This window comes from uncultured Turicibacter sp. (assembly GCF_938044715.1).
GTDB classification, from domain to species: Bacteria; Bacillota_I; Bacilli_A; order MOL361; family Turicibacteraceae; genus Turicibacter; species Turicibacter sanguinis.
The window spans coordinates 1-18,200 of sequence record NZ_CALIOS010000045.1; the positions used below are offsets into that span (position 1 = coordinate 1).

22 protein-coding genes and 1 tRNA gene are annotated in these 18,200 nt (G+C 35.6%); all 23 read right to left on the reverse strand.

Going from position 1 to position 18,200, the window contains the following annotated elements:
* Positions 1-2,758, reverse strand: a 2,758-nt coding sequence (locus QWC74_RS04345) for a hypothetical protein (RefSeq protein WP_288993934.1), incomplete at its 3' end; no start/stop codon positions are given.
* A gap of 131 nt (positions 2,759-2,889) precedes the next feature.
* A complete protein-coding gene (locus QWC74_RS04350; RefSeq protein ID WP_006783400.1) occupies positions 2,890-3,252 on the reverse strand; it encodes a DUF6711 family protein in 363 nt (120 codons plus the stop codon).
* A 15-nt stretch (positions 3,253-3,267) separates the two neighbouring features.
* A complete protein-coding gene (locus QWC74_RS04355) occupies positions 3,268-3,654 on the reverse strand; it encodes a hypothetical protein (RefSeq protein WP_006783399.1) in 387 nt (128 codons plus the stop codon).
* Positions 3,654-3,890 carry a hypothetical protein gene (locus tag QWC74_RS04360; protein ID WP_006783398.1) on the reverse strand — a complete coding sequence of 79 codons (237 nt, stop codon included), beginning with the start codon at positions 3,888-3,890 and terminating at the stop codon, positions 3,654-3,656. Before QWC74_RS04360 ends, QWC74_RS04355 begins: the two co-directional genes overlap by 1 nt.
* 14 nt (positions 3,891-3,904) lie before the next feature.
* Positions 3,905-6,958 carry a hypothetical protein gene (locus QWC74_RS04365; protein WP_006783397.1) on the reverse strand — a complete coding sequence of 1,018 codons (3,054 nt, stop codon included), beginning with the start codon at positions 6,956-6,958 and terminating at the stop codon, positions 3,905-3,907.
* Positions 6,959-7,654, reverse strand: coding sequence for a hypothetical protein (locus QWC74_RS04370; protein ID WP_006783396.1), 696 nt, complete (start codon positions 7,652-7,654; stop codon positions 6,959-6,961).
* Entirely contained in the window at positions 7,635-8,039 is a 405-nt protein-coding gene (locus QWC74_RS04375; RefSeq protein WP_006783395.1) for a hypothetical protein, read from the reverse strand. The genes QWC74_RS04370 and QWC74_RS04375 overlap by 20 nt, the downstream gene beginning before the upstream one ends.
* A gap of 76 nt (positions 8,040-8,115) precedes the next feature.
* Positions 8,116-8,505, reverse strand: a complete 390-nt coding sequence (locus QWC74_RS04380) for a phage tail tube protein (RefSeq protein WP_006783394.1) — start codon at positions 8,503-8,505, stop codon at positions 8,116-8,118.
* A gap of 16 nt (positions 8,506-8,521) precedes the next feature.
* Positions 8,522-8,872: a hypothetical protein gene (locus QWC74_RS04385; protein ID WP_155225955.1), complete on the reverse strand. Its 351-nt coding sequence runs from the start codon at positions 8,870-8,872 to the stop codon at positions 8,522-8,524.
* 50 nt (positions 8,873-8,922) lie between these two features.
* A complete protein-coding gene (locus QWC74_RS04390; protein ID WP_050775598.1) occupies positions 8,923-9,384 on the reverse strand; it encodes a hypothetical protein in 462 nt (153 codons plus the stop codon).
* Positions 9,381-9,713 (reverse strand): hypothetical protein, encoded by a 333-nt coding sequence (locus tag QWC74_RS04395; protein ID WP_006783391.1) that lies wholly within the window; start codon positions 9,711-9,713, stop codon positions 9,381-9,383. Before QWC74_RS04395 ends, QWC74_RS04390 begins: the two co-directional genes overlap by 4 nt.
* Positions 9,714-9,719: 6 nt before the next feature.
* Positions 9,720-10,058, reverse strand: a complete 339-nt coding sequence (locus QWC74_RS04400; protein WP_006783390.1) for a phage head-tail connector protein — start codon at positions 10,056-10,058, stop codon at positions 9,720-9,722.
* 100 nt (positions 10,059-10,158) lie between these two features.
* Positions 10,159-10,971 carry a hypothetical protein gene (locus QWC74_RS04405; protein WP_006783389.1) on the reverse strand — a complete coding sequence of 271 codons (813 nt, stop codon included), beginning with the start codon at positions 10,969-10,971 and terminating at the stop codon, positions 10,159-10,161.
* Between the two features lie 111 nt (positions 10,972-11,082).
* Positions 11,083-11,700 carry a DUF4355 domain-containing protein gene (locus tag QWC74_RS04410; protein WP_006783388.1) on the reverse strand — a complete coding sequence of 206 codons (618 nt, stop codon included), beginning with the start codon at positions 11,698-11,700 and terminating at the stop codon, positions 11,083-11,085.
* Positions 11,701-11,804: 104 nt separating this feature from the next.
* Positions 11,805-12,800, reverse strand: coding sequence for a minor capsid protein (locus QWC74_RS04415; protein WP_006783387.1), 996 nt, complete (start codon positions 12,798-12,800; stop codon positions 11,805-11,807).
* A 1-nt stretch (position 12,801) separates the two neighbouring features.
* A complete protein-coding gene (locus QWC74_RS04420; RefSeq protein ID WP_006783386.1) occupies positions 12,802-14,172 on the reverse strand; it encodes a phage portal protein in 1,371 nt (456 codons plus the stop codon).
* Between the two features lie 17 nt (positions 14,173-14,189).
* Entirely contained in the window at positions 14,190-15,446 is a 1,257-nt protein-coding gene (locus QWC74_RS04425) for a PBSX family phage terminase large subunit (protein ID WP_006783385.1), read from the reverse strand.
* Complete coding sequence (locus tag QWC74_RS04430; RefSeq protein ID WP_006783384.1) at positions 15,436-15,816, reverse strand: terminase small subunit; 381 nt, start codon at positions 15,814-15,816, stop codon at positions 15,436-15,438. The genes QWC74_RS04425 and QWC74_RS04430 overlap by 11 nt, the downstream gene beginning before the upstream one ends.
* A 311-nt stretch (positions 15,817-16,127) precedes the next feature.
* A tRNA-OTHER gene (locus tag QWC74_RS04435) sits at positions 16,128-16,202 on the reverse strand.
* A 191-nt stretch (positions 16,203-16,393) separates the two neighbouring features.
* The gene (locus QWC74_RS04440; protein ID WP_006783383.1) at positions 16,394-16,801 is read right to left on the reverse strand and encodes a hypothetical protein; all 408 of its coding nucleotides are present in this window, start codon (positions 16,799-16,801) and stop codon (positions 16,394-16,396) included.
* 176 nt (positions 16,802-16,977) lie between these two features.
* Entirely contained in the window at positions 16,978-17,646 is a 669-nt protein-coding gene (locus QWC74_RS04445; protein WP_006783382.1) for a helix-turn-helix transcriptional regulator, read from the reverse strand.
* Positions 17,647-17,649: 3 nt separating this feature from the next.
* A complete protein-coding gene (locus tag QWC74_RS04450; RefSeq protein ID WP_006783381.1) occupies positions 17,650-18,078 on the reverse strand; it encodes a RusA family crossover junction endodeoxyribonuclease in 429 nt (142 codons plus the stop codon).
* Positions 18,075-18,197, reverse strand: a complete 123-nt coding sequence (locus QWC74_RS14785; RefSeq protein ID WP_353888895.1) for a putative HNHc nuclease — start codon at positions 18,195-18,197, stop codon at positions 18,075-18,077. The genes QWC74_RS04450 and QWC74_RS14785 overlap by 4 nt, the downstream gene beginning before the upstream one ends.
* Positions 18,198-18,200 lie beyond the last annotated feature (3 nt).

Genomic DNA, 18,200 nt, shown 5'->3' on the forward strand with positions numbered 1-18,200 from the left:
CAGTTTGAATAATCGCTGAATCTGTAATCTTTTGTTCAGCCTTACTAATACGACTCTCTAAATTTGTAACAGATGATTTAACCCCATTGATTTGAGTTTCAACATTTGTTTTAGTTTCATATGTACTAGATACACCTAAGTTAATTTCATCTTTAGCAACCTTTATTGCTGACTCCGTTTCTGTTTTAGTATAAGTTTCTGATTTAACATACACGTCCACACTATTAGCTTTAGTATCAATAGACGCCTGAACATCTTCAGGAGCAGGTGTCCAATCCGTTACTTTATTCCCTCTCTCAAGCTTTACAACATTTCCTGTCTTATATGAAACACGCAACCATACGGCTCCTTCTGGAACGATTTCTTGAAATACATCATCCATATTGTATGACATTTTAATCACAGTCACCTTATCTTTTGCATAAAAAGCATATCGGAAAAAATCATCGTAGACTCCACCATCTTTGAGCTGTGAGAAAGTCAGACATTCATTAGGTGATACACTAATAAAATCATTCATCAATGAGGAATGTTCCCGATATTCTACTGCTCCATCTTTATTAACCATTCTTTTAGGAAGTTCATTATATCTTATGATTAAATTCCTTCCCCCAACTTGAATTCCATCAATCTTCTCATCAACAGTCTTTAAATCCGCCTTTTGTGCTAATTGTTGAGTGTGAGATTGGATGGTTGTTTCAGCAGTCGAGACACTTAAACTTAATCCATTCAGATTTTGTTTTAACGAAACCATTTCACTATTAAAGGCTGTAATCTTACCCGTATGATCATCAATAATCGTTTGTTGCTTTCCAATCGTGGAACTCAAGCTTCCGACTGTTTGTTCGAGTTTAGAGTATTCATCTTTCAATTTAACGGTTTGTCCATCTTTAGTAATCGTTGTATCTTGAATCAGTGTGTTAATTTTTCCCTGGGCTACATTAATAGCGGTGGTATTACTCTCTGTTTGAGACTTTGTCCCATCAGCCTGTGTTTTTAAAAGATTAAAAGCTACTTCTAATGTTTGCGCCACACCATTAATTTGAACCTTTGATGCTTTAAGGTTTGTAGAACCCTCATTAATTTCACTCACCACACTGCTGATATTTAACTTTGAACCATCAATGTTGGCATGAGCTGAAATCATATCATTACGAATAATCCCCTCTTTAATTGCATCTGCTTTCAGTCCTCGTGCATCAAACATCAGCTTACCACTTGGATCCCATACACTCATAGAGTAATCATTCGAAGCATCTTTACCAATTTGAACACGAACACGATTTGCATCACGAATTTGTATTGTATTATCATTAATGACTAAATTTCCACTTGATGAAGCAACTTGAACCAAGGCCGTATTGATTTGACCTGCAGTTATTTTATTCGCATTCAACGAATCAATCATCGCATCTTTAATAAATCCATTAGCGATGGTTAATTTATCCGAGGTAATTCCACCTGCTTGAATATTTTCTGATGAAAGATTTCCATTGACTAAGTTTTTAATCACACCTAAATCCGCATTTAAAATATTAATATTAGCGACCGCCGCATTTAGTTCTGAAATATCAGCTTTTCCAGCCACTAATACATTAATATTGGCTATGTTTACGTTAATCTCTTGAACTGCAATAGAATTTCCAACTAAGCTATCAAACTGTCCGTGCTTAACATACAACTTCTCAATCGTTGCAACCGTTGCTTCTAACTCATCCGTTGTAACTTTATTGGCAGTTAATTGTTTAACTTGAATAAGATCAGCATAAATGTTCTCTACTTTTTGAGTGAGTGTCCCTTTGAATGAGAATTCTCTTTTAGTTTCAGCAACTGTTGGCGATTGAGTTTCAATACTAAGTCCTCGATACGTTAATTTCATTTTCATATAAAGAATCGGTACAATGTACTCTACCTCACCTTTGGTATAGGTAACAACATCCATAGACTCTAAACGATAATCTCCTAATCGTAAAGTAGTATCAAATCGCTTATATCCATTCAATTGCTTGATTTTATTTAACACATTAGTAGCTTGTGCTTGTTGACCTTTAAGCAATGGATTGCTTAATTCTAAAGTGTTAGCATCATTTCCAGTCCCTACCTCATAATAGCCCTCATCAATTACTGATCCTTCATCATTAGTTATTTTATCTGAATAGTTGATGCGTAACTTAGTAATATGGTAACTGGTTGCATCATCTAATGTCGGTGTCGCGTAATCCGATTCAGTATAAACCTCTCCATGATTTATAGGCTCAATAAATTCAATACTCGAACCATCACGAGAAATACGAACATGTCCGCCAATGGCTCCTGCTATTAGTGATAACATTTCAATTTGTGTCTTTCCCTCTAGTTGTTCGTTACTAATATTGACATTATTGGTATTAAAAGAAATACCTTTTAAGTTCAACCCCGTTATTCTAGCGATATCATTAGCAATCCCATATGTAGTGCTATGTTTAGCACTTGGAAAATAACCTTTTCTTAATTTATACATCTGATCATACGCCTTAATAGACTTTATTGCTCCTTTTTCTTCAACATTATCCACATAAAATGTCCCTAATGGCGTATAGATAATTTCCCATTGTTTAGTAATCTCATTGTAGATTTCTAGCCCTACTTGAATAGTCATAACATCCTGAGGAACAATAACTATCTCTTTCTTAATCATTAACGAAAGTTGAGTTATTAACGTACATCCCACACCATATTGATTTAATCCTGTGTCAGTTATTAAAGTTGGATTATTCATGATTTGACCAGGTAATATATTTTCGTTATTTAATGTAATTTTGTAAGTAAGTTTTCTAAGCGGATTAGAAATTTCCTTTTCAAAATACTTAAGCTTATCTTCTTGAATTTGGTAAATAATTTCACCTCCCTTTATTGTTGAATTAGATTAACACTGAATCCCGCGTCATATTTGATTTGTCCATTTACAAATGAGTAGACAGGCACACTACGATTACCACAGTAAAAAACACCTGTCATAAATCCACCTTGCTGTGGATTAAAATATCTTACCGTAAAAAGAGAGGAATCTAATGCGGTTAATAAACGCGACATCTCACTGACACTGATTGAGTTCCATTCTAATTTGATTGAGATTTTAGTACAGATGACATCTCGATGCATCGTTCCATCTAATGTACGTCCCGCATTCTCCCCATCGAGCGTTTCATATTCAAATTGGCACGAGGCAGGGTTGAATTCTACTCCATTAATCGTAATGAATGATTCTCTCATTCCTCATCACCTCATTTAATCTTTAATCATAAATTGGATTTTTTCTAATTCAGAAGGTGAAATTGAAATCTCTGCTTTAAATAAATCATGCGTTGGAATGGTTTCAATTTTAAGATTTACTTTTAAGTCTAATAATTCCTGGATATCTTGGACCCACTTCTCATGGCAATCTTCTTTGAAAATAATATTTCCAGCATCATCTGATTTCGGCATGTTATTTTCATCTTTTTCGGCATATTGAATCAATAGCTTTTTACGAGTTTCATTATAACTCTCTAATGATTTATCAACTTCTTTAATGTTTTTTGCCAAAATAAAAGCTACCTTAACAGGTAGCTCTAATTGATTTAATTTACTTAAAACTGAAATACTACTCACTAATACTTCATTACTTAGCTTCATTAAATTTGCCCTCCTACTAATTCATCTTCTTGTACATACACCATCTCATCAAAATCTGCAATATCTTGGCGAACTTGTTCTTTGTTGGCATTATATAGTTCACGATTGGCAATATTCGTATTAACATTGTTTGATCCATTCGCGTCCGTTGATAAACTGGCATTCATATAGGCTACTGGTTGTCCATCAATTTTGGAAACTCCATTTAGTGTTATATTTTTTACTACTTCTAACATCTCTATCTTCCTCTCTATATTAATTCACTCAAATCAATAATTCCTAATTGAGCTAATTGTTTGAAATTCTTAAATGTTGCTTTAGCCATTGTTTGACCATCCATTTTTAAGATTAGGTTAATAGGTTGATTATTACCTTGTGACAGGCTACTGATTAATTGTCTATTCTGAGCATCGAACATCCCTCTCATCTCTTTAAATAAATCAGATAAAGGTAGAATAGCTTCACCACCTGTTGAGATTTCTCCACCAGCCATTAGGTTGTTTCCATTCATCCCAAAGATAGCATTAGATCCAGCAGGTAAAATCCCCCCTTTTCTATGCCAACTAATTCCGAATGATGGAACAGAAATAGGATTTAAACTGAAGGACCCACTGATTGAAATTTTAGGCAATTTAAGATGAGGAAGTGACCATTCAAAATTAAAGAATGATTTGATTTTATCAATCGCATTTTTGACATTATCTCTAGCACCCTCGATAGTATCAGTAATCTTATTTTTAATTTTACCGAAAATGTCGGTAACACTTGTGTAGGCTTGAGTGAATTTATCCTTAATACTGTCTTTGATGTTAACTACCTTTTCAACAACCCATGTCTTAATATTAGTCCAAATTTCAACTGCTTTGTCTTTGATTTCCGTACATTTATTGACAACTGTTGTCTTAATGTATGACCAATAGGTTTGAAGCCCTTGCCATAACTCTGCACATTTTTCTTTAATAGTGTCCCAATTTTGCCATAATAACACACCGATAGCAATTAATGCGCCAATGGCTAATATTGCTAATCCAATAGGTGAAGTGAGGAAGGCAATAACACCTCCAAGAATAGTACCGGCACCAGATACAATAGTCATGACTCCACTACAAATCGTCATAACACCATTAAAGATTGTAATAACGCCATTAATCAGATTAAATGCACCCCAAGCTCCTAGAACAGCTAACCCTAGTGCTTCAATCCACTCTTGGTTATCTCTTACCCAACCTAGCATGGTTTCAAGAATACCGGTTAAATCTTCTAGCAACATCGCAAATGATTCGATGATAGCTTGACCGATATAAGAGTTAAGAAAATCCGTGATAGCTCGAACGCCATCTTCAAATGCTTTAACCAAAATCGTTCCCACGATGAAAGCAATGTCGCTCATATTATTTAAAAAGGCTTGACCTCCATTATCTAGGAATGTTTTTAGCCAACCACCTGCTGATAAGGCAAAATTCTGACAAGCGACCAATGCTTCATTCATAGCCTTAATGAATTTACGAGTATTAGGATTATTGTCAGGATTCATGTGGTCGAATAACTTAGATACTGCATCAATCACTTGACTACCAATATCTAAAGCTAATCCAGTGAATGCTCCTGCAAGTCTACCAATATTATAGATTAACTCCTCTCCACCGTTGTTCCAACATCTAATTAGGAATGACTCGATAGATTTACCTAGATTAACAAATGATTGTCTAAGTTTATCTAGTGAATCATTGATATAGCCATCAACACTACTCCATCCATCTCTAAGTGAATTCCATACCATTTGCAATGTAGCCGCTACTTTTTTCGCCCATTGTGAAAATTTCGTTTCGGTTTGTTGCATCGCACTGTCAATGGCACCTGTCTCAATACTTCCACTACCAATACCACCCGCAGAACCACTTCCACTTGAACTAGATGAGGAATTATCCGATAAAACATTCAATTCATCAATTCCACTTAATGACTTTGCAATCTTTTGAGCACTTTCGGCACCATTTGCTAAATCATCTGATACTCCACCTGATGAATTATTAGCATCTTCCAATCCGCCTGTAATCTCATCTACAACTCCACCCACACCAAAGTCAACTTGAACTCCAAATAGAGCGAAGACTTGACTAATGAAATTAGCAATGGCATTAATAGTTGTCGTTAATGCTTGAACAAAGGTATTAAGGATAGGTAATACAACGGTCAAAATAGGTGTGAAACATTTACCTAATGCAACTGATAAATCACTCAAATTAGATTTTAAGACACGAGTTTGATTAGAAGGTGATTTAAGACTTCGTGCTAGATCGCCATTCGCTAATCCTAATTGTTCTTCAATCATCATCGTAGTAGCCATAGCACGTTGAGCATTAGTTAACTCTGCTCCTGTGTTAGCAATACCATTGGCATATGCGTATTCTTTAATCGTATTAGCACGTAAAACGACACCGTATTTATCCATCGTTTCAAAACTTCCACTTAAAGCACTTCTTAAATCGGCTTGTACACTTGCTAAATCAGTATTATAGAACGAACTGATATCGCCAGCCATAACTGCCATTTGTTTAGACATATCAATAGCCTGTTGTCCGGTTAACCCCATTGCACGCCCCATTTGAGTAATAGTGGCGGTATACTGTTTTGTATTCTTAATACCTAGTCCAACAGTTTGATTTAACTCTTTAACCCAAGCGCTCATTTCTTTTGAGGCACTTCCCATGACGGTGTTAAACATGTTATCAGTCTCAATAGATTCCATGGCATCATTTATAGCATTTCTCAACCCACTGAAAATAGCATAAATTCCTAAGAACGGCATCATAGCGCTTAGTAATGATTTGAAGCTAGTGATTAAACCTTTATTAGCATTTTTGATTTGATTAGCGGTGTTTTGATGTTGATTTCCCCACTCTTTAAGCTTTTTCTTCATCTTATCAATTAAAGATAGTTGCTTCGGAATACTGTTATCATTCGGATTTGATGTTGGAAGTTTAGTATTATCTGTAGGCATTTTCATTTTAGAATCATTAAAAGCACCCAAACTCGATTGGATATTACTTTTGACTTGTTTCATAGTTTTAGCTACTGTTGTTTTAATTCGTTCCATGGATGACATTAAGCCACGAAGATTTACACCCTTGAACGCATTTTGCATCTGTCGTCCTAAATGATTAAAAGACTGCCCTGTCTTGTTGGTTGACTTAGATACATTATTGGACATGGTATTAGCTTGTTTCTCGATTTTATCAAATGAAGTGTCAACATTCGTCTTATCAACTTGAAGCTTAATGTCTATAATTTTTTGTTCATCCATCTACTCACCTCCTACCACATGAAAGTTCTTATTCATTTGTTCAGCCCACTCTCTTAATTTAATGCGCTGCACTTCCATCTCCCATTGTTCGTCGACTCTCTCTTGAGCATCGTTCCCGATAAAAGGATATGCTTTTTTAAATTCAGGATACTTAGCATCCTTACTTAATAATCTTGATACCGACATACCAATCAAATTAGCTAATTGATAATCAAAGCAAGCTTTCTCTTGCAGTTCACTTTGTTGTTGCTTGTTATACGCCTCAACGTATCTTGTAACTTGAGCAAGTGTAGACTTATAAAATTCTTCTTCTCTCATGCCAATACTCGTACATTGCCCCAACAAATCCATTACATGATTTTCGAACGTCACATTATCATTAGGAACATTATTTGTAGGCTTATATTCTCTTTCTGTTTCGAGTTCCGATTGATTTTGATTAATAATACCCGCTTCTTGATAAATCTCTAAAATCAAAGAATTTAGATCCTCAACACTGTCAGCAACATCGTACAACTCGTCATCACTTAACTCATATTGCTCTAACGATAAGGATAATAACAGCAGTTGCGTTTTGACACTTATAACAGTCAATAACGGTCGAGTTAAATCACCAAACAGTTTATCAATTGCCAAACATGATCTAATCGTCAATTTAGGATAATAGATTTTATTCTCATGCTTCAAGACAATCATGGATTGCCTCTTCTTTCTCAATAATTTCTTGCTTATCATACGGTAAATATTTACCTGTTTGAAGAACTTCCATCACGACCGTAAACAATGAGATAACCGAATTTTCTTCCTCTTTCTCTAACCAAGCATCAATTAAATCCATCATTTTATCAATCGATACACCTGCATTTAACTTTTGTGCTGCTGCGTGTAAGACAGTAGTCATAACTGGCATAGTTGGGATTTGCATTTTAGAAAAATCAATATCTTGCTCATTTGTTGCTCCACCCATCATTCCAAATATAAAGTTAAGCGGTGAACAACCTAATGCTTTCTCTAATTGAATTTTTTCTTTAGTTCCTACTAATGTTAGGTTAAGCCCCATAAATTCGACTTGCTTAATCATGTTTAGTCATCCTTTCTTGTTTTGTGTACTAAAAGAAAAAGCCCTTGCATTTCACAAGGACTTATTTTATTAATTATTACTCCACATCTCCAATGGTGATTTCTGATGCAGGAGTCAAACTGATTGTAAATTCATGGACCGCATCTACTTCAACACCATTTAACGTTACGGATACGTATGCATTAAAAGTAATCTTCAATCCATCAGCGTATGTTATCTCTACCTCATGCGTTTCTCCATCTGCTAATGCACGCACTTTTTTAAATTCAGCTTTCTCATAATTACAAGTGTATGAGATTTCATCACCATATTCTTTAATCCCATTAATATAACGGCGACCTTTATCTGCTAATGTCGTCACTTCAACTTTAGAAGTTTTTTCTGTAATCTCTCCCATCGATTTAACACCGGCAACAACTGTTGAATCAAGTTTCAACACCGCGCCTTGAGTTAATAATTCAGCCATATATAATCATTCCTTTCTAATTCGAAATTTGAATTGTACAATCTTTTAATAGAGCGGCCTTGCAGTTATAAGTCATTGTCTTACACCACAAGCGGTTATCAATGTTCATGTCAGCACTTGTGTAGTTGCGTTTAAGCCCCACTCCGTGCATATAGTCATCTACTACTCCCATGAGCTTAAACAACTGCTCAGGCTCATCTACATAGATGCTAATGTCATATGACAAGTTAACAATCTCCATGTGACTATTATGATCACGATAATATTGATTGTTAGATTTCTCTTCTAATATCAAAAGAGGGATTGCAACGTCAGCATTCACAGGTGGTTGTACAAAATACACATCCATGCCTGTCGCTTTTGTCAAACCCTCTTTGAGTTCAGTTCGAATTGATAACAAAACGTGCGACTCCCTCCTTATAGTTTATTAAATATTGATTGTTGAATAATGCTTGGTGCTTTATCTTTATAGAACTCGAATGAGTCTCTAACAAAGTATTTCGGTGGCAACCCCACAGTAAAGCGATAGGTCCCATCCCCAACTGGATAAAACCATCCATCTTGTCTACCTTGTCCATTATCTGCATAAATACCTGTCCCTAACTCATTATAAATTGCATAGTTACAACCGACATTAGTTACTGTCATACTAGCTAATCCATTTGACCACTCTAATGGCATAATAGTAACAGATGATTTTAATTTACCAGTTCTTATATAAGAACCATCCCCACCTATTTTTTCGTCAATGATATCTTGTTGCATCTGTGCAATCTCACTAGCCACTAATCTCATGCCTTCTTCGAGACCTTCCTGTATCTTCTGTAAATCTTTCTCCAAACCTTTAAGTAGTGATGATGTATCAATTGTTATCTTCATCGTTTAAGTCCATAGGTAATAGTTTTAGGAAGACACATAAAAGCAGGATAAACCGTATAAGTTCTCACTTGATAGGTTACTCCATCCACTTCAACACGAGTAGCTGACTCGCAACTCTCTATATGATCCATTGAAACTTCAAATGATACGTTACTAGCTATCCCATATTTCTGTTGAGAATGATAAGTGCTAATAGGGGTAATTGAACATGGAATATCTTCTGCAATGAACTCATAGGTTTGCTCTACAATTCCCCATTCATTAGGCTTACTAGCAATAACACCCATGAGTGTTGCTTTATCTGTGTAGAATAAATCATTAACTCCCATATATCATCACCATACTTTCACCATAACTTTAGGTTTAGGTAGTCTATCTTTGATTGTCTGAGGAATGCCGATTTTATTCAATTCATCAAAATCCATAAATGTCACACTACGACCTGCTGATGAAATAGATTTGATAGCACCATTCTCAACTGAACCTTGCGACATAGTAGCTTTGTTGATGTAGTAGCAAGCTAACTCTATCGCTTCGTTATAATAGGTGTCGCATATATCTAAATCAGGATCATTGAGATAGTTTTTTATTGCATTCGTTGCATTAGAGATGTAGAAATTGATAACCACATCATCTAATTTAGTGTTAGTTAGCTTTTTGATTAATTCAATCATCTACATCACTCCATTCTTAATTGGTTGTCTTTCTCTCGCGAGTTCCCTTAGGTTCTACATCTTCGATTACTTGTTCTTCAACAAGCGATGTAGCGTTCAGTTAAGCAGTAGCAATACGAACGATTGACTCTGGGCGAGTGATTAATGCACCATGCACTGATAAGACTTTGACATATTCAGAGAAACGTTTTTCCATTTCACCAAACTTAATTTGATCTAAGTATTGAACTTGTGCGATTGCATCTTTGTGTAATACAATGATTTCTCCATCTTCGATTAAGTTAGTTAATAATACTTGAACACCAGATACAGTAACGTTAGATAATCCGTTTAACTCAGTCGCAACATGGAAGTTATTAGCGAATTGAGAAGATTGTTCTAACATCGTTAAGGTATTCCAGTTCATTAAAATAATACGTCCATCAGAAGGCACTTCTTTAGAATCTAACATACGTACTGCTTTATTGATGTTTTCATAAATATTAGACTTAGTTAATGTTGCAGTTACTTTTTGAATATCTTCCTCTGCGCGAACTAATCCTAATACGTGGTTACAAGTAGATAGTTGTAAAGTATTTACACGTTGACGGATTAATGCTTCACGAGCATTTGTATTAGTCATGGCATAGTCGATAGTCGGGAACTCCATAGCAAATGCTTTGTGTTGGTCTGGAATTAATTCAATAGCTTCTGTTGCTCCCTTTTTGAATGTTAAGTCATTCCCATCGTAATCCACTACACAATCATCATCTGCAACGATTTTATTAATAATGTATTTACCGTATCCATCCATTGCAACTGGATAAGTGATTGCTTCTAAGATAGAGCGCTTCATGTATTCTTCTTGGATTTCAGCTTTCCATACTGAAGCAATGGCTGATTTAATTTCTGAAGTGTTTTGCAAATTTGGCATTATATTACCTCTTTCATTTTAATATTTCTCTAGTACCCACCCTAGATGGTGAAGTGTTTAACCACCCCCACTCAAAGGAATAATAAAAGGCACTATTATCTAGTGCCTTAATTATTTAGTCATGTAATACTCTTTAACCACTTTATCTACTTCTGCCTTACGCTGCATAATTTCTTGAGTAGACATTTTAGAGATATCCTCCATTGTCAATGCTTTAGGTTGTTCATTAGACATTGTAGGCACATTAGCACTAGCTTGAACTTTAGCTTGTATTTGTGCATTAATCTGATTACTGAACAAATCTTTCATAGCATTAATTTGTGTTGCTACCGATTCTGCATCCATGTTGACTAGCAAATCCGCCATAGATACAGGTAACCCTGCTTCTTGCAATTGTGAAGTAATAGTAGCTTTATATTGTTGTTGATTATATTGATTGATTTTAGCTTCTAACTCTTGCTCACGTTGTTGCAATTCTTCTAATTTTTTGTTGAAATCATACTCTGCTTTTTGTTCTTCATTCATTTGAGATAACTTTTGTGACTCTTCAAGAGCGTTAAACTTAGCCTCCCACTTTTTCGTTTCCTTCTCCAAACGCTTAGTTAAGATGCGATCTAATTCCTCTTGTGTGAAAGTTTTAGTGTCTTGTGGTTGAGTTTCCACGTTTCCCTCACTTTGTTCTGACACTTGATTTTGTGTGTTTGTATTTAAAATTTGGTTATCTTCCATACATTTGACCTCTTTCTTTGAGTAAAATCCTCATTGATATGCTCAACAAGTAAAGCAAAATAAAAGGAACTACAAAGAGTTCCACCTAGTTATAAGTCTAGTAACTATTTTTTCTTATTTAAATCATATTGCGCACGTATCATCTTGGTACGATCCTCATTCGATTTAGCACGCTTCTTAATAAAATCTTGAGCATCATCATAATATGGCGAACGTTTGATATTTCCATTTTCATCAACAACGACTTCAACTAAAACACATCGCTCATTAGGATGCAGTATAAAATCTCCTGATGTAGTCGATTCGAGTGGATAAATAGCTCCATCTAACGATTGGCACAGTTTACAGACGCGACTATCTCTCATACTTCTACGTTCCATATGAGTATAGCCGTTCTGTTTTGCTTGATGAAGGTGTGCTGTGATTTCGGCTGTCCTTAGTTCGGTTTGGACCAATGTCTTAGCACTTCTAAAGCTAACATCTAAATCACGCATAACTTCTCCTGCTATCTTGTTATATCCATCTCCACGAATGATAGATTGTTTTAACTTACTCTCAATCGAATAGCCTAACTTCTTAGCTCTCTCTTCAATTCGAGTGTAGTACCATTTACCTTGTAGTGGAGAATACCACCAAGATAAATCCATTTGTTTAGCCACCTCTGCCAATTCTCCTGTGGCTATAGGTGTATTTATATATGACTCTAATAGTTCAATAGATTTCAACTGGTTAAGCTCTGGTGAAGGACGATTAGCAATCTCCTTGTATTTTTCATTCAATTTTGCTAAATCCATGTAGTCACTAACATATAACTGATTTAGCGAATCACCTAGTTTGTCAGATTCAACTTTGGCTAGTTCATCTAAAATCAAATCAACCTGTTTAGTCAATTCTTCAAGATGCTTAAGTTCACTAAATTGAAAATTAGGATTTACTGCCTTAATTTCTTCCATACTCTTATACCATTTGATAATCTCTACTTTGATAGTATCGTAAGCTATTTTATATTCTTTCTGTAACTCTTTAAGAGTAGATTTAAAATATCGGTTGTAGTTGTTGTCTAACTTCTCCATCTTCTGTTGAAAGTGTGATTTAGGCATGCTACTCACCTACTACTTCAGCATTTTCTTCTCTATCATCTACTACTGGTTCATGATCGTTGAAGTTATCTTGCATGAATGAGATAGATCGTTCTTTTTCTTCAGCCAATCGTTCTAATTCAACCTCAATGCTAGGCACGAAGTCCTGTAATAGACCAACAACAGTCTCCTGACTTAACATAGTTGATAACTGCAAAGCATTTTGAATCTGTTCTGTCTCATTTGCAATAGCGTTACGATGCATTGTAATCTTAATCTCACGCAATTCTTTATCAACGTCAATTGGATTGGTTAATGATTTAAGATTTAACATTAACTCTAAGTTACGTCTTAATGCCTTAATAAAATGCCCCTGTGTAACACCTGCTTTAAACTCTGTACTAGCCATACGTAAACGTAAAGCTACACCACTAGAAGCACTTCCCCAATTCTTATCCTCTAAGTCAACGATACCTGCTAATGAGAAAATATCTTCACGTAAGCGTGTCTTTACTTCTTCATTGGTTGGTAAATTATTCTGAACATACTCAACTTTAATATCTTCACTTGCATTTAACATCCTTAACTCACGAATCTGTTGTATCATCTCATCATTAAGTGTGCACCCACTTACTAATAAGAGGGCATCTACTAAGTCATTAGATAAATCCAATGTGTTAGATACCGCTAAGTCATAAGCATCAATTAACGGGATAACACGTTCAAACAGTCCTTTTCCATCATTGAATTTGAATAAGCTAAAAGGAACGTCTTTGAAATAATGCTCACTAACTTGTGGCACAGTAGTTTCTTTGACCTCGCCATTCTCAGTTTCAAGATAATATTTAGTCACATCTACATCAGTATAGACTTCAACATAGTGGGTTTCACGTACACCACCATTATTCTCTACTTTCCAGTGACGAATAACAGTATGAATTTCCTCTAATACACTGTTATCTGTAATCACGATCAACTCACGATTATCTACTGGACAGAATCGTATATTACCTTTGGCATCTAAAAATGTCATTGTCGCACTAACACCGTAAATGGCACTATTTCGAGTCAAGGTGATTAACGCTTCTTCACTGTCATTATATTTTAAATAATCATCAATTAAAGACAGGATATCTTCGTTGTCAGCATCATATTTGACCGGTTTACTTGCAAAATATCCCGTAAATGTGTCTACTAGCTTACTAGCAAAAGAATGAGTTGCTTTGATATTGCTCTTACCCTCACTGCGGTTCTTTTTATTGATTTCTGTGTTATTCCCCTCATAGTAAGCTAATAACTTATGGTCGTGATACATATGAGTTTCGTGTTGCCGAATAAAATTATACACTTCATTGTAGTTATATCTCTTTTTAGGTCGTCTTAGTTGCAACATTTAATCAACTCCTCCCTTTACAATCTAAGTGAAGATTTATCGAATATTTTAACCCTATTTGATGAATAAATATCACAAATGCTATATCCTAGCGCATCACAACATAAGTGACTGTAAGTGTGGTCAGTCTTGTTGGTATAAACATTTGTTTTCTTATCTTTAAGGTAAACAAAATTTTCAAATTCTATTTGAGCGTTTGGGCAACTATCAACTAGCACATATATATCTAAGTTTTGCAGATATGAAATTCTAGCTTCAACACTTCCTGCACCTTTAATACACGGTTGAGCATTGATGCCTTTTGACTTCAAGTAGCTAATGACTTGAGGACTTGCACTATCAACATATATTTTCTGTTTCTGTATCCCTAGATTAATAATGGCTTCATACATTTCATCTAATGTAGCTCCACGTTGATAAAACTCTTTAATTAAATATAATGCCTGAGTCCTTTCATTGAATAAGCTGACTGCAATAGCTGTTGGATCTAGTTCACCAATATCCATTCCGCATCTAACTTGCCATGATTTGTCCTTTAACATAGCATTGACATCTATATCATGACTATTGATGAAGTTGATATGTTTAAATACTAAACCATCTAAATCAGTTCCCCAATTTCCTTCTGCAAATATACGATATTTATTAGGATTTCGGGTTTTCAAACTCTCCAGTGAATCTACATATGATTGAGGTAAAAATGGATTATCTTTGTAATTGCTTCTGTCATAAAACAAATCAGCAGGTTGCTTATCGCCTTCACAAAACCCATGTAACCAGTGGTGAGGACTAATTGGATTGAAACAACCGTATATTTGCAAATACGGAGCTTTCGCCCTTAAACGTAAATCTATCTGGTCAACTATCTCTTGTGGTACTTCAAATATTTCTTCAATAAAGAAATCAGTAACACCATTGATTGATAATAGTTTTTCTTCATCATCAAGTCCCAACATAATAATCATTGAACCATTAGGTAGAGTAATACTACGTTCTGACTTATTGACTGAGCACTGATCTAATAGCTTTAACTGCCTCAACATTTGTTTAGTTAAATCCCAAATAGAGTTATTAATAGTCGTACCGTATCGACGACACATACAAACCTTACGCTTAGATTGACACGCTTTGATGATTAGTTTTTGAATGACGAAATGCGACTTACCAGAACCTGCTCCACCCATAAAGATATTCCATCTATGGCTATAATCAAATAGATAGGGATAAAAATGAGGACTGAATATTTTTTTGCTAATTTGCAAATTAATCTGCATCGTCATCATCCATTATCGTTACGGTAATCGTTTGTTCACCCGTTGTTTTCATTTCAACTTTATCTAAGAATGCCCCTGATGTTCTTGCTATCATCTCACTAGCCTTTAATCGGTCTTTCATGGAATTATCGGGATTTCGCATTGCCTCCGTCCAAAACTCTCGAACTTCTGTTATATCTGCTAAACGATTGCTCTCTAATTCCTTTTGTTTCTCTTCGATATACTCTTGAAGGTGAGGTTTTGTGAGGTTTTCATACCCTGTTTCTTTAGCGGTCTTTTTGCTATACCCTGCTTTTATAGCAGCTTCAGTGGCGTTGCCTGTTTGAATATAATAATCAGCAAACGCCTGTTGTTTGGGTGTAAGCTTCATTGCAACACCACCTTTCTTTGTAAAATAAAAACACACGTCGGGGGAACGTGTGCTTATCGGGATGGGATTTAAGATTACTGATGTGTTATCAAGACATCAATCTGTTTTTAGGGTAGTGCTTGCGATTGGATTTGCACCAACTTAGCGTGCTCCTAAAGAACCTAAGAAGCTTACTGTCTTACTTAATAAACGACACAAGCGTGTCGCCCTTGAGCAAAAAGCTCTCAGGCTGGAGGTTATCACTGATGGCAATGAATTCACATCAATCAACTTCAAAACGTATCGTACTTGGTGCCCTTTCGGGCATATTATGGGGTCTCTCATTGGATTTGAACCAATACACAAGGTTTTGGATTGCCTTTGCTCTACCATTAAGCTATCGAGACATATTCCGAGGTTTTACCCTCGGCTCTTAGTCGGGCGATTATTAACCATGATTTAGCATCACGATTAGATACTTAATTATGTGAGTAACTGAAGTATCACTTGCTCTCTTGCGTCGTAATCGACACTATCATATTATCATGTTTTTTATAAAAAGTTACGACATGATTTACGCCCCCTTTTACGCCATTCTTTAATTTAATAACTTTATCAGTTTATTACAGGCGACTTTTAACTTCCTGTTAATAGTCCTTTCACCATAATTAAAATCGATTGCAACCTCTTTATTTGTTTTGTTATGTGTGTACTTGTATAATACGATATCTAATTCCTCCGCATGAGTCTTGCTAATCCAACAAAATACCTTTTCAACTCTTTCAACATATTGCTTCAGCCATCTAATCTCTTCATCTATGTCGTTTATTTCTTTCACTCTGTCACAATACTTATCTTCAATCCCTACACCATTTCCATAGCCAAACTCACTATAGTCCGTTACTTTAATTGGTGGTTCATCTAGGATACGTTGCTTCTTTCTCTCTAAAGACTCAATTCTCTCTTTACTGAAATTGTATTGATCTACTATCTCCTTTGCTGTCACACTCTCACCTCTTAGAACATCTCACTTATTCGTAAACTATCTCCCTACACCATATAGTTCGATTTTGATATCGCCACTCTCGATAGTGACACCATACCATGTTGTATACATCAAAAATAATAGGATTAATATCGCCAAAAACATTTCAATTATTTCAACCATCCACCTTATTAACATTACACACCACACACACTCATTAACCTCTCGAAATCACATTCAACCACATAACAATCATCACCATTATGGTCTGACCTTAAATTCCTCACCTTTACCCTCAATCCAAACTTCTCAAATTCTTTAACAATCATATCCGGTGTGCGAACGTCTTTCTTTTCACCTTTCTTCCTAACAACGGTATTACCTAGACTTCTGACGGCTTGAATCTGAAATGGTTTGAGAAAAGTTTTAGGCTCTTTAACTACCTTAGCTTTAGGCTCGCCGTAGAACTTCTCACCACTACCCTGCGGTGGAACTAAATAGGTTCTAACCGGCACATATACCCCTTGTTTGCGTAAATGATCTGCCAATTCATGACTTGCTCCTCGATACCCCTTTCGTAACATGTAGTTGATGTTGGTGTGGCTAACACCATATTTAATGGCAAAAGCATACTGTGTTAAACCGTCCCGCTCCATCACCTCTAATATAGTCGGTAAATTGTCGACATTCTCTACCATTTCAACACCATCAACGGTTAATCCAAGCTTCTGCACTTTCTCAATGATGTGTGTTGATACACTTCCTCCTCTTATTAAATTTCGCAATGAAGAATCGGATATCCCTATTTTTAATGCTAAAGCTGTGATAGTCATTCCATTCTTTTTTAAATACTCACATATCTTCATTTCTTATCCCTCCAACTCAATCAATTTAACATATACATAAGGTTCTACACCGTAATACTTCCTAACCTTCAACTCAACAATCTGCTTATCATCGCCATATACTAATCCATTCAAGGCATCTAGCACACTCTTAGCGATATTGTCGTTATCAGGCTTCACTGTAGGGCGTATTTTACCGCTTAATTTCGCTTCTTTCTTCTTTTTGGTATCTGACTTAGGGATAGGCATAAAAACCTCAATTTCGGCACTTATCGCATTCTCAAGAGTTTTCTCCCAGCCTTTCTGTTTGGCATAATCCGAATAACACCATTTAACATAACTCTCATAGTTGATTGTAGGCTGTGGTGTATAAACTCTACCGTTCTTTAAATTTAATCGCGGTCTCTGCTTAGCTTGAACCTTGCCTGGTATTTTAAACTCTCTCAAACTCATATCCCCAACTCCTTAATGGCTGCTTCATTTAACTTAATGGCAGTAATCTTATATTTATCCTCAAACATCTTATGTCCTATGTTGTGGCACTCATTGTGGTGCACTCGACATAACGCAATAAA

Excerpts from the sequence above, each read along its gene's own strand:
- QWC74_RS04375 (WP_006783395.1), bottom strand. The coding sequence starts at position 8,039 with ATGATTAAGCAAGTCGAATTTATGGGGCTTAACCTAACATTAGTAGGA.
- QWC74_RS04365 (WP_006783397.1), bottom strand. The coding sequence starts at position 6,958 with ATGGATGAACAAAAAATTATAGACATTAAGCTTCAAGTTGATAAGACG.
- QWC74_RS04410 (WP_006783388.1), bottom strand. The coding sequence starts at position 11,700 with ATGGAAGATAACCAAATTTTAAATACAAACACACAAAATCAAGTGTCA.
- QWC74_RS04425 (WP_006783385.1), bottom strand. The coding sequence starts at position 15,446 with ATGCAGATTAATTTGCAAATTAGCAAAAAAATATTCAGTCCTCATTTT.
- QWC74_RS04415 (WP_006783387.1), bottom strand. The coding sequence starts at position 12,800 with ATGCCTAAATCACACTTTCAACAGAAGATGGAGAAGTTAGACAACAAC.
- QWC74_RS04355 (WP_006783399.1), bottom strand. The coding sequence starts at position 3,654 with ATGAAGCTAAGTAATGAAGTATTAGTGAGTAGTATTTCAGTTTTAAGT.
- QWC74_RS04370 (WP_006783396.1), bottom strand. The coding sequence starts at position 7,654 with ATGATTGTCTTGAAGCATGAGAATAAAATCTATTATCCTAAATTGACG.
- QWC74_RS04390 (WP_050775598.1), bottom strand. The coding sequence starts at position 9,384 with ATGAAGATAACAATTGATACATCATCACTACTTAAAGGTTTGGAGAAA.
- QWC74_RS04400 (WP_006783390.1), bottom strand. The coding sequence starts at position 10,058 with ATGATTGAATTAATCAAAAAGCTAACTAACACTAAATTAGATGATGTG.
- QWC74_RS04430 (WP_006783384.1), bottom strand. The coding sequence starts at position 15,816 with ATGAAGCTTACACCCAAACAACAGGCGTTTGCTGATTATTATATTCAA.
- QWC74_RS04380 (WP_006783394.1), bottom strand. The coding sequence starts at position 8,505 with ATGGCTGAATTATTAACTCAAGGCGCGGTGTTGAAACTTGATTCAACA.
- QWC74_RS04395 (WP_006783391.1), bottom strand. The coding sequence starts at position 9,713 with ATGGGAGTTAATGATTTATTCTACACAGATAAAGCAACACTCATGGGT.
- QWC74_RS04350 (WP_006783400.1), bottom strand. The coding sequence starts at position 3,252 with ATGAGAGAATCATTCATTACGATTAATGGAGTAGAATTCAACCCTGCC.
- QWC74_RS04445 (WP_006783382.1), bottom strand. The coding sequence starts at position 17,646 with ATGAAGATATGTGAGTATTTAAAAAAGAATGGAATGACTATCACAGCT.
- QWC74_RS04405 (WP_006783389.1), bottom strand. The coding sequence starts at position 10,971 with ATGCCAAATTTGCAAAACACTTCAGAAATTAAATCAGCCATTGCTTCA.
- QWC74_RS04450 (WP_006783381.1), bottom strand. The coding sequence starts at position 18,078 with ATGAGTTTGAGAGAGTTTAAAATACCAGGCAAGGTTCAAGCTAAGCAG.
- QWC74_RS04360 (WP_006783398.1), bottom strand. The coding sequence starts at position 3,890 with ATGTTAGAAGTAGTAAAAAATATAACACTAAATGGAGTTTCCAAAATT.
- QWC74_RS04420 (WP_006783386.1), bottom strand. The coding sequence starts at position 14,172 with ATGTTGCAACTAAGACGACCTAAAAAGAGATATAACTACAATGAAGTG.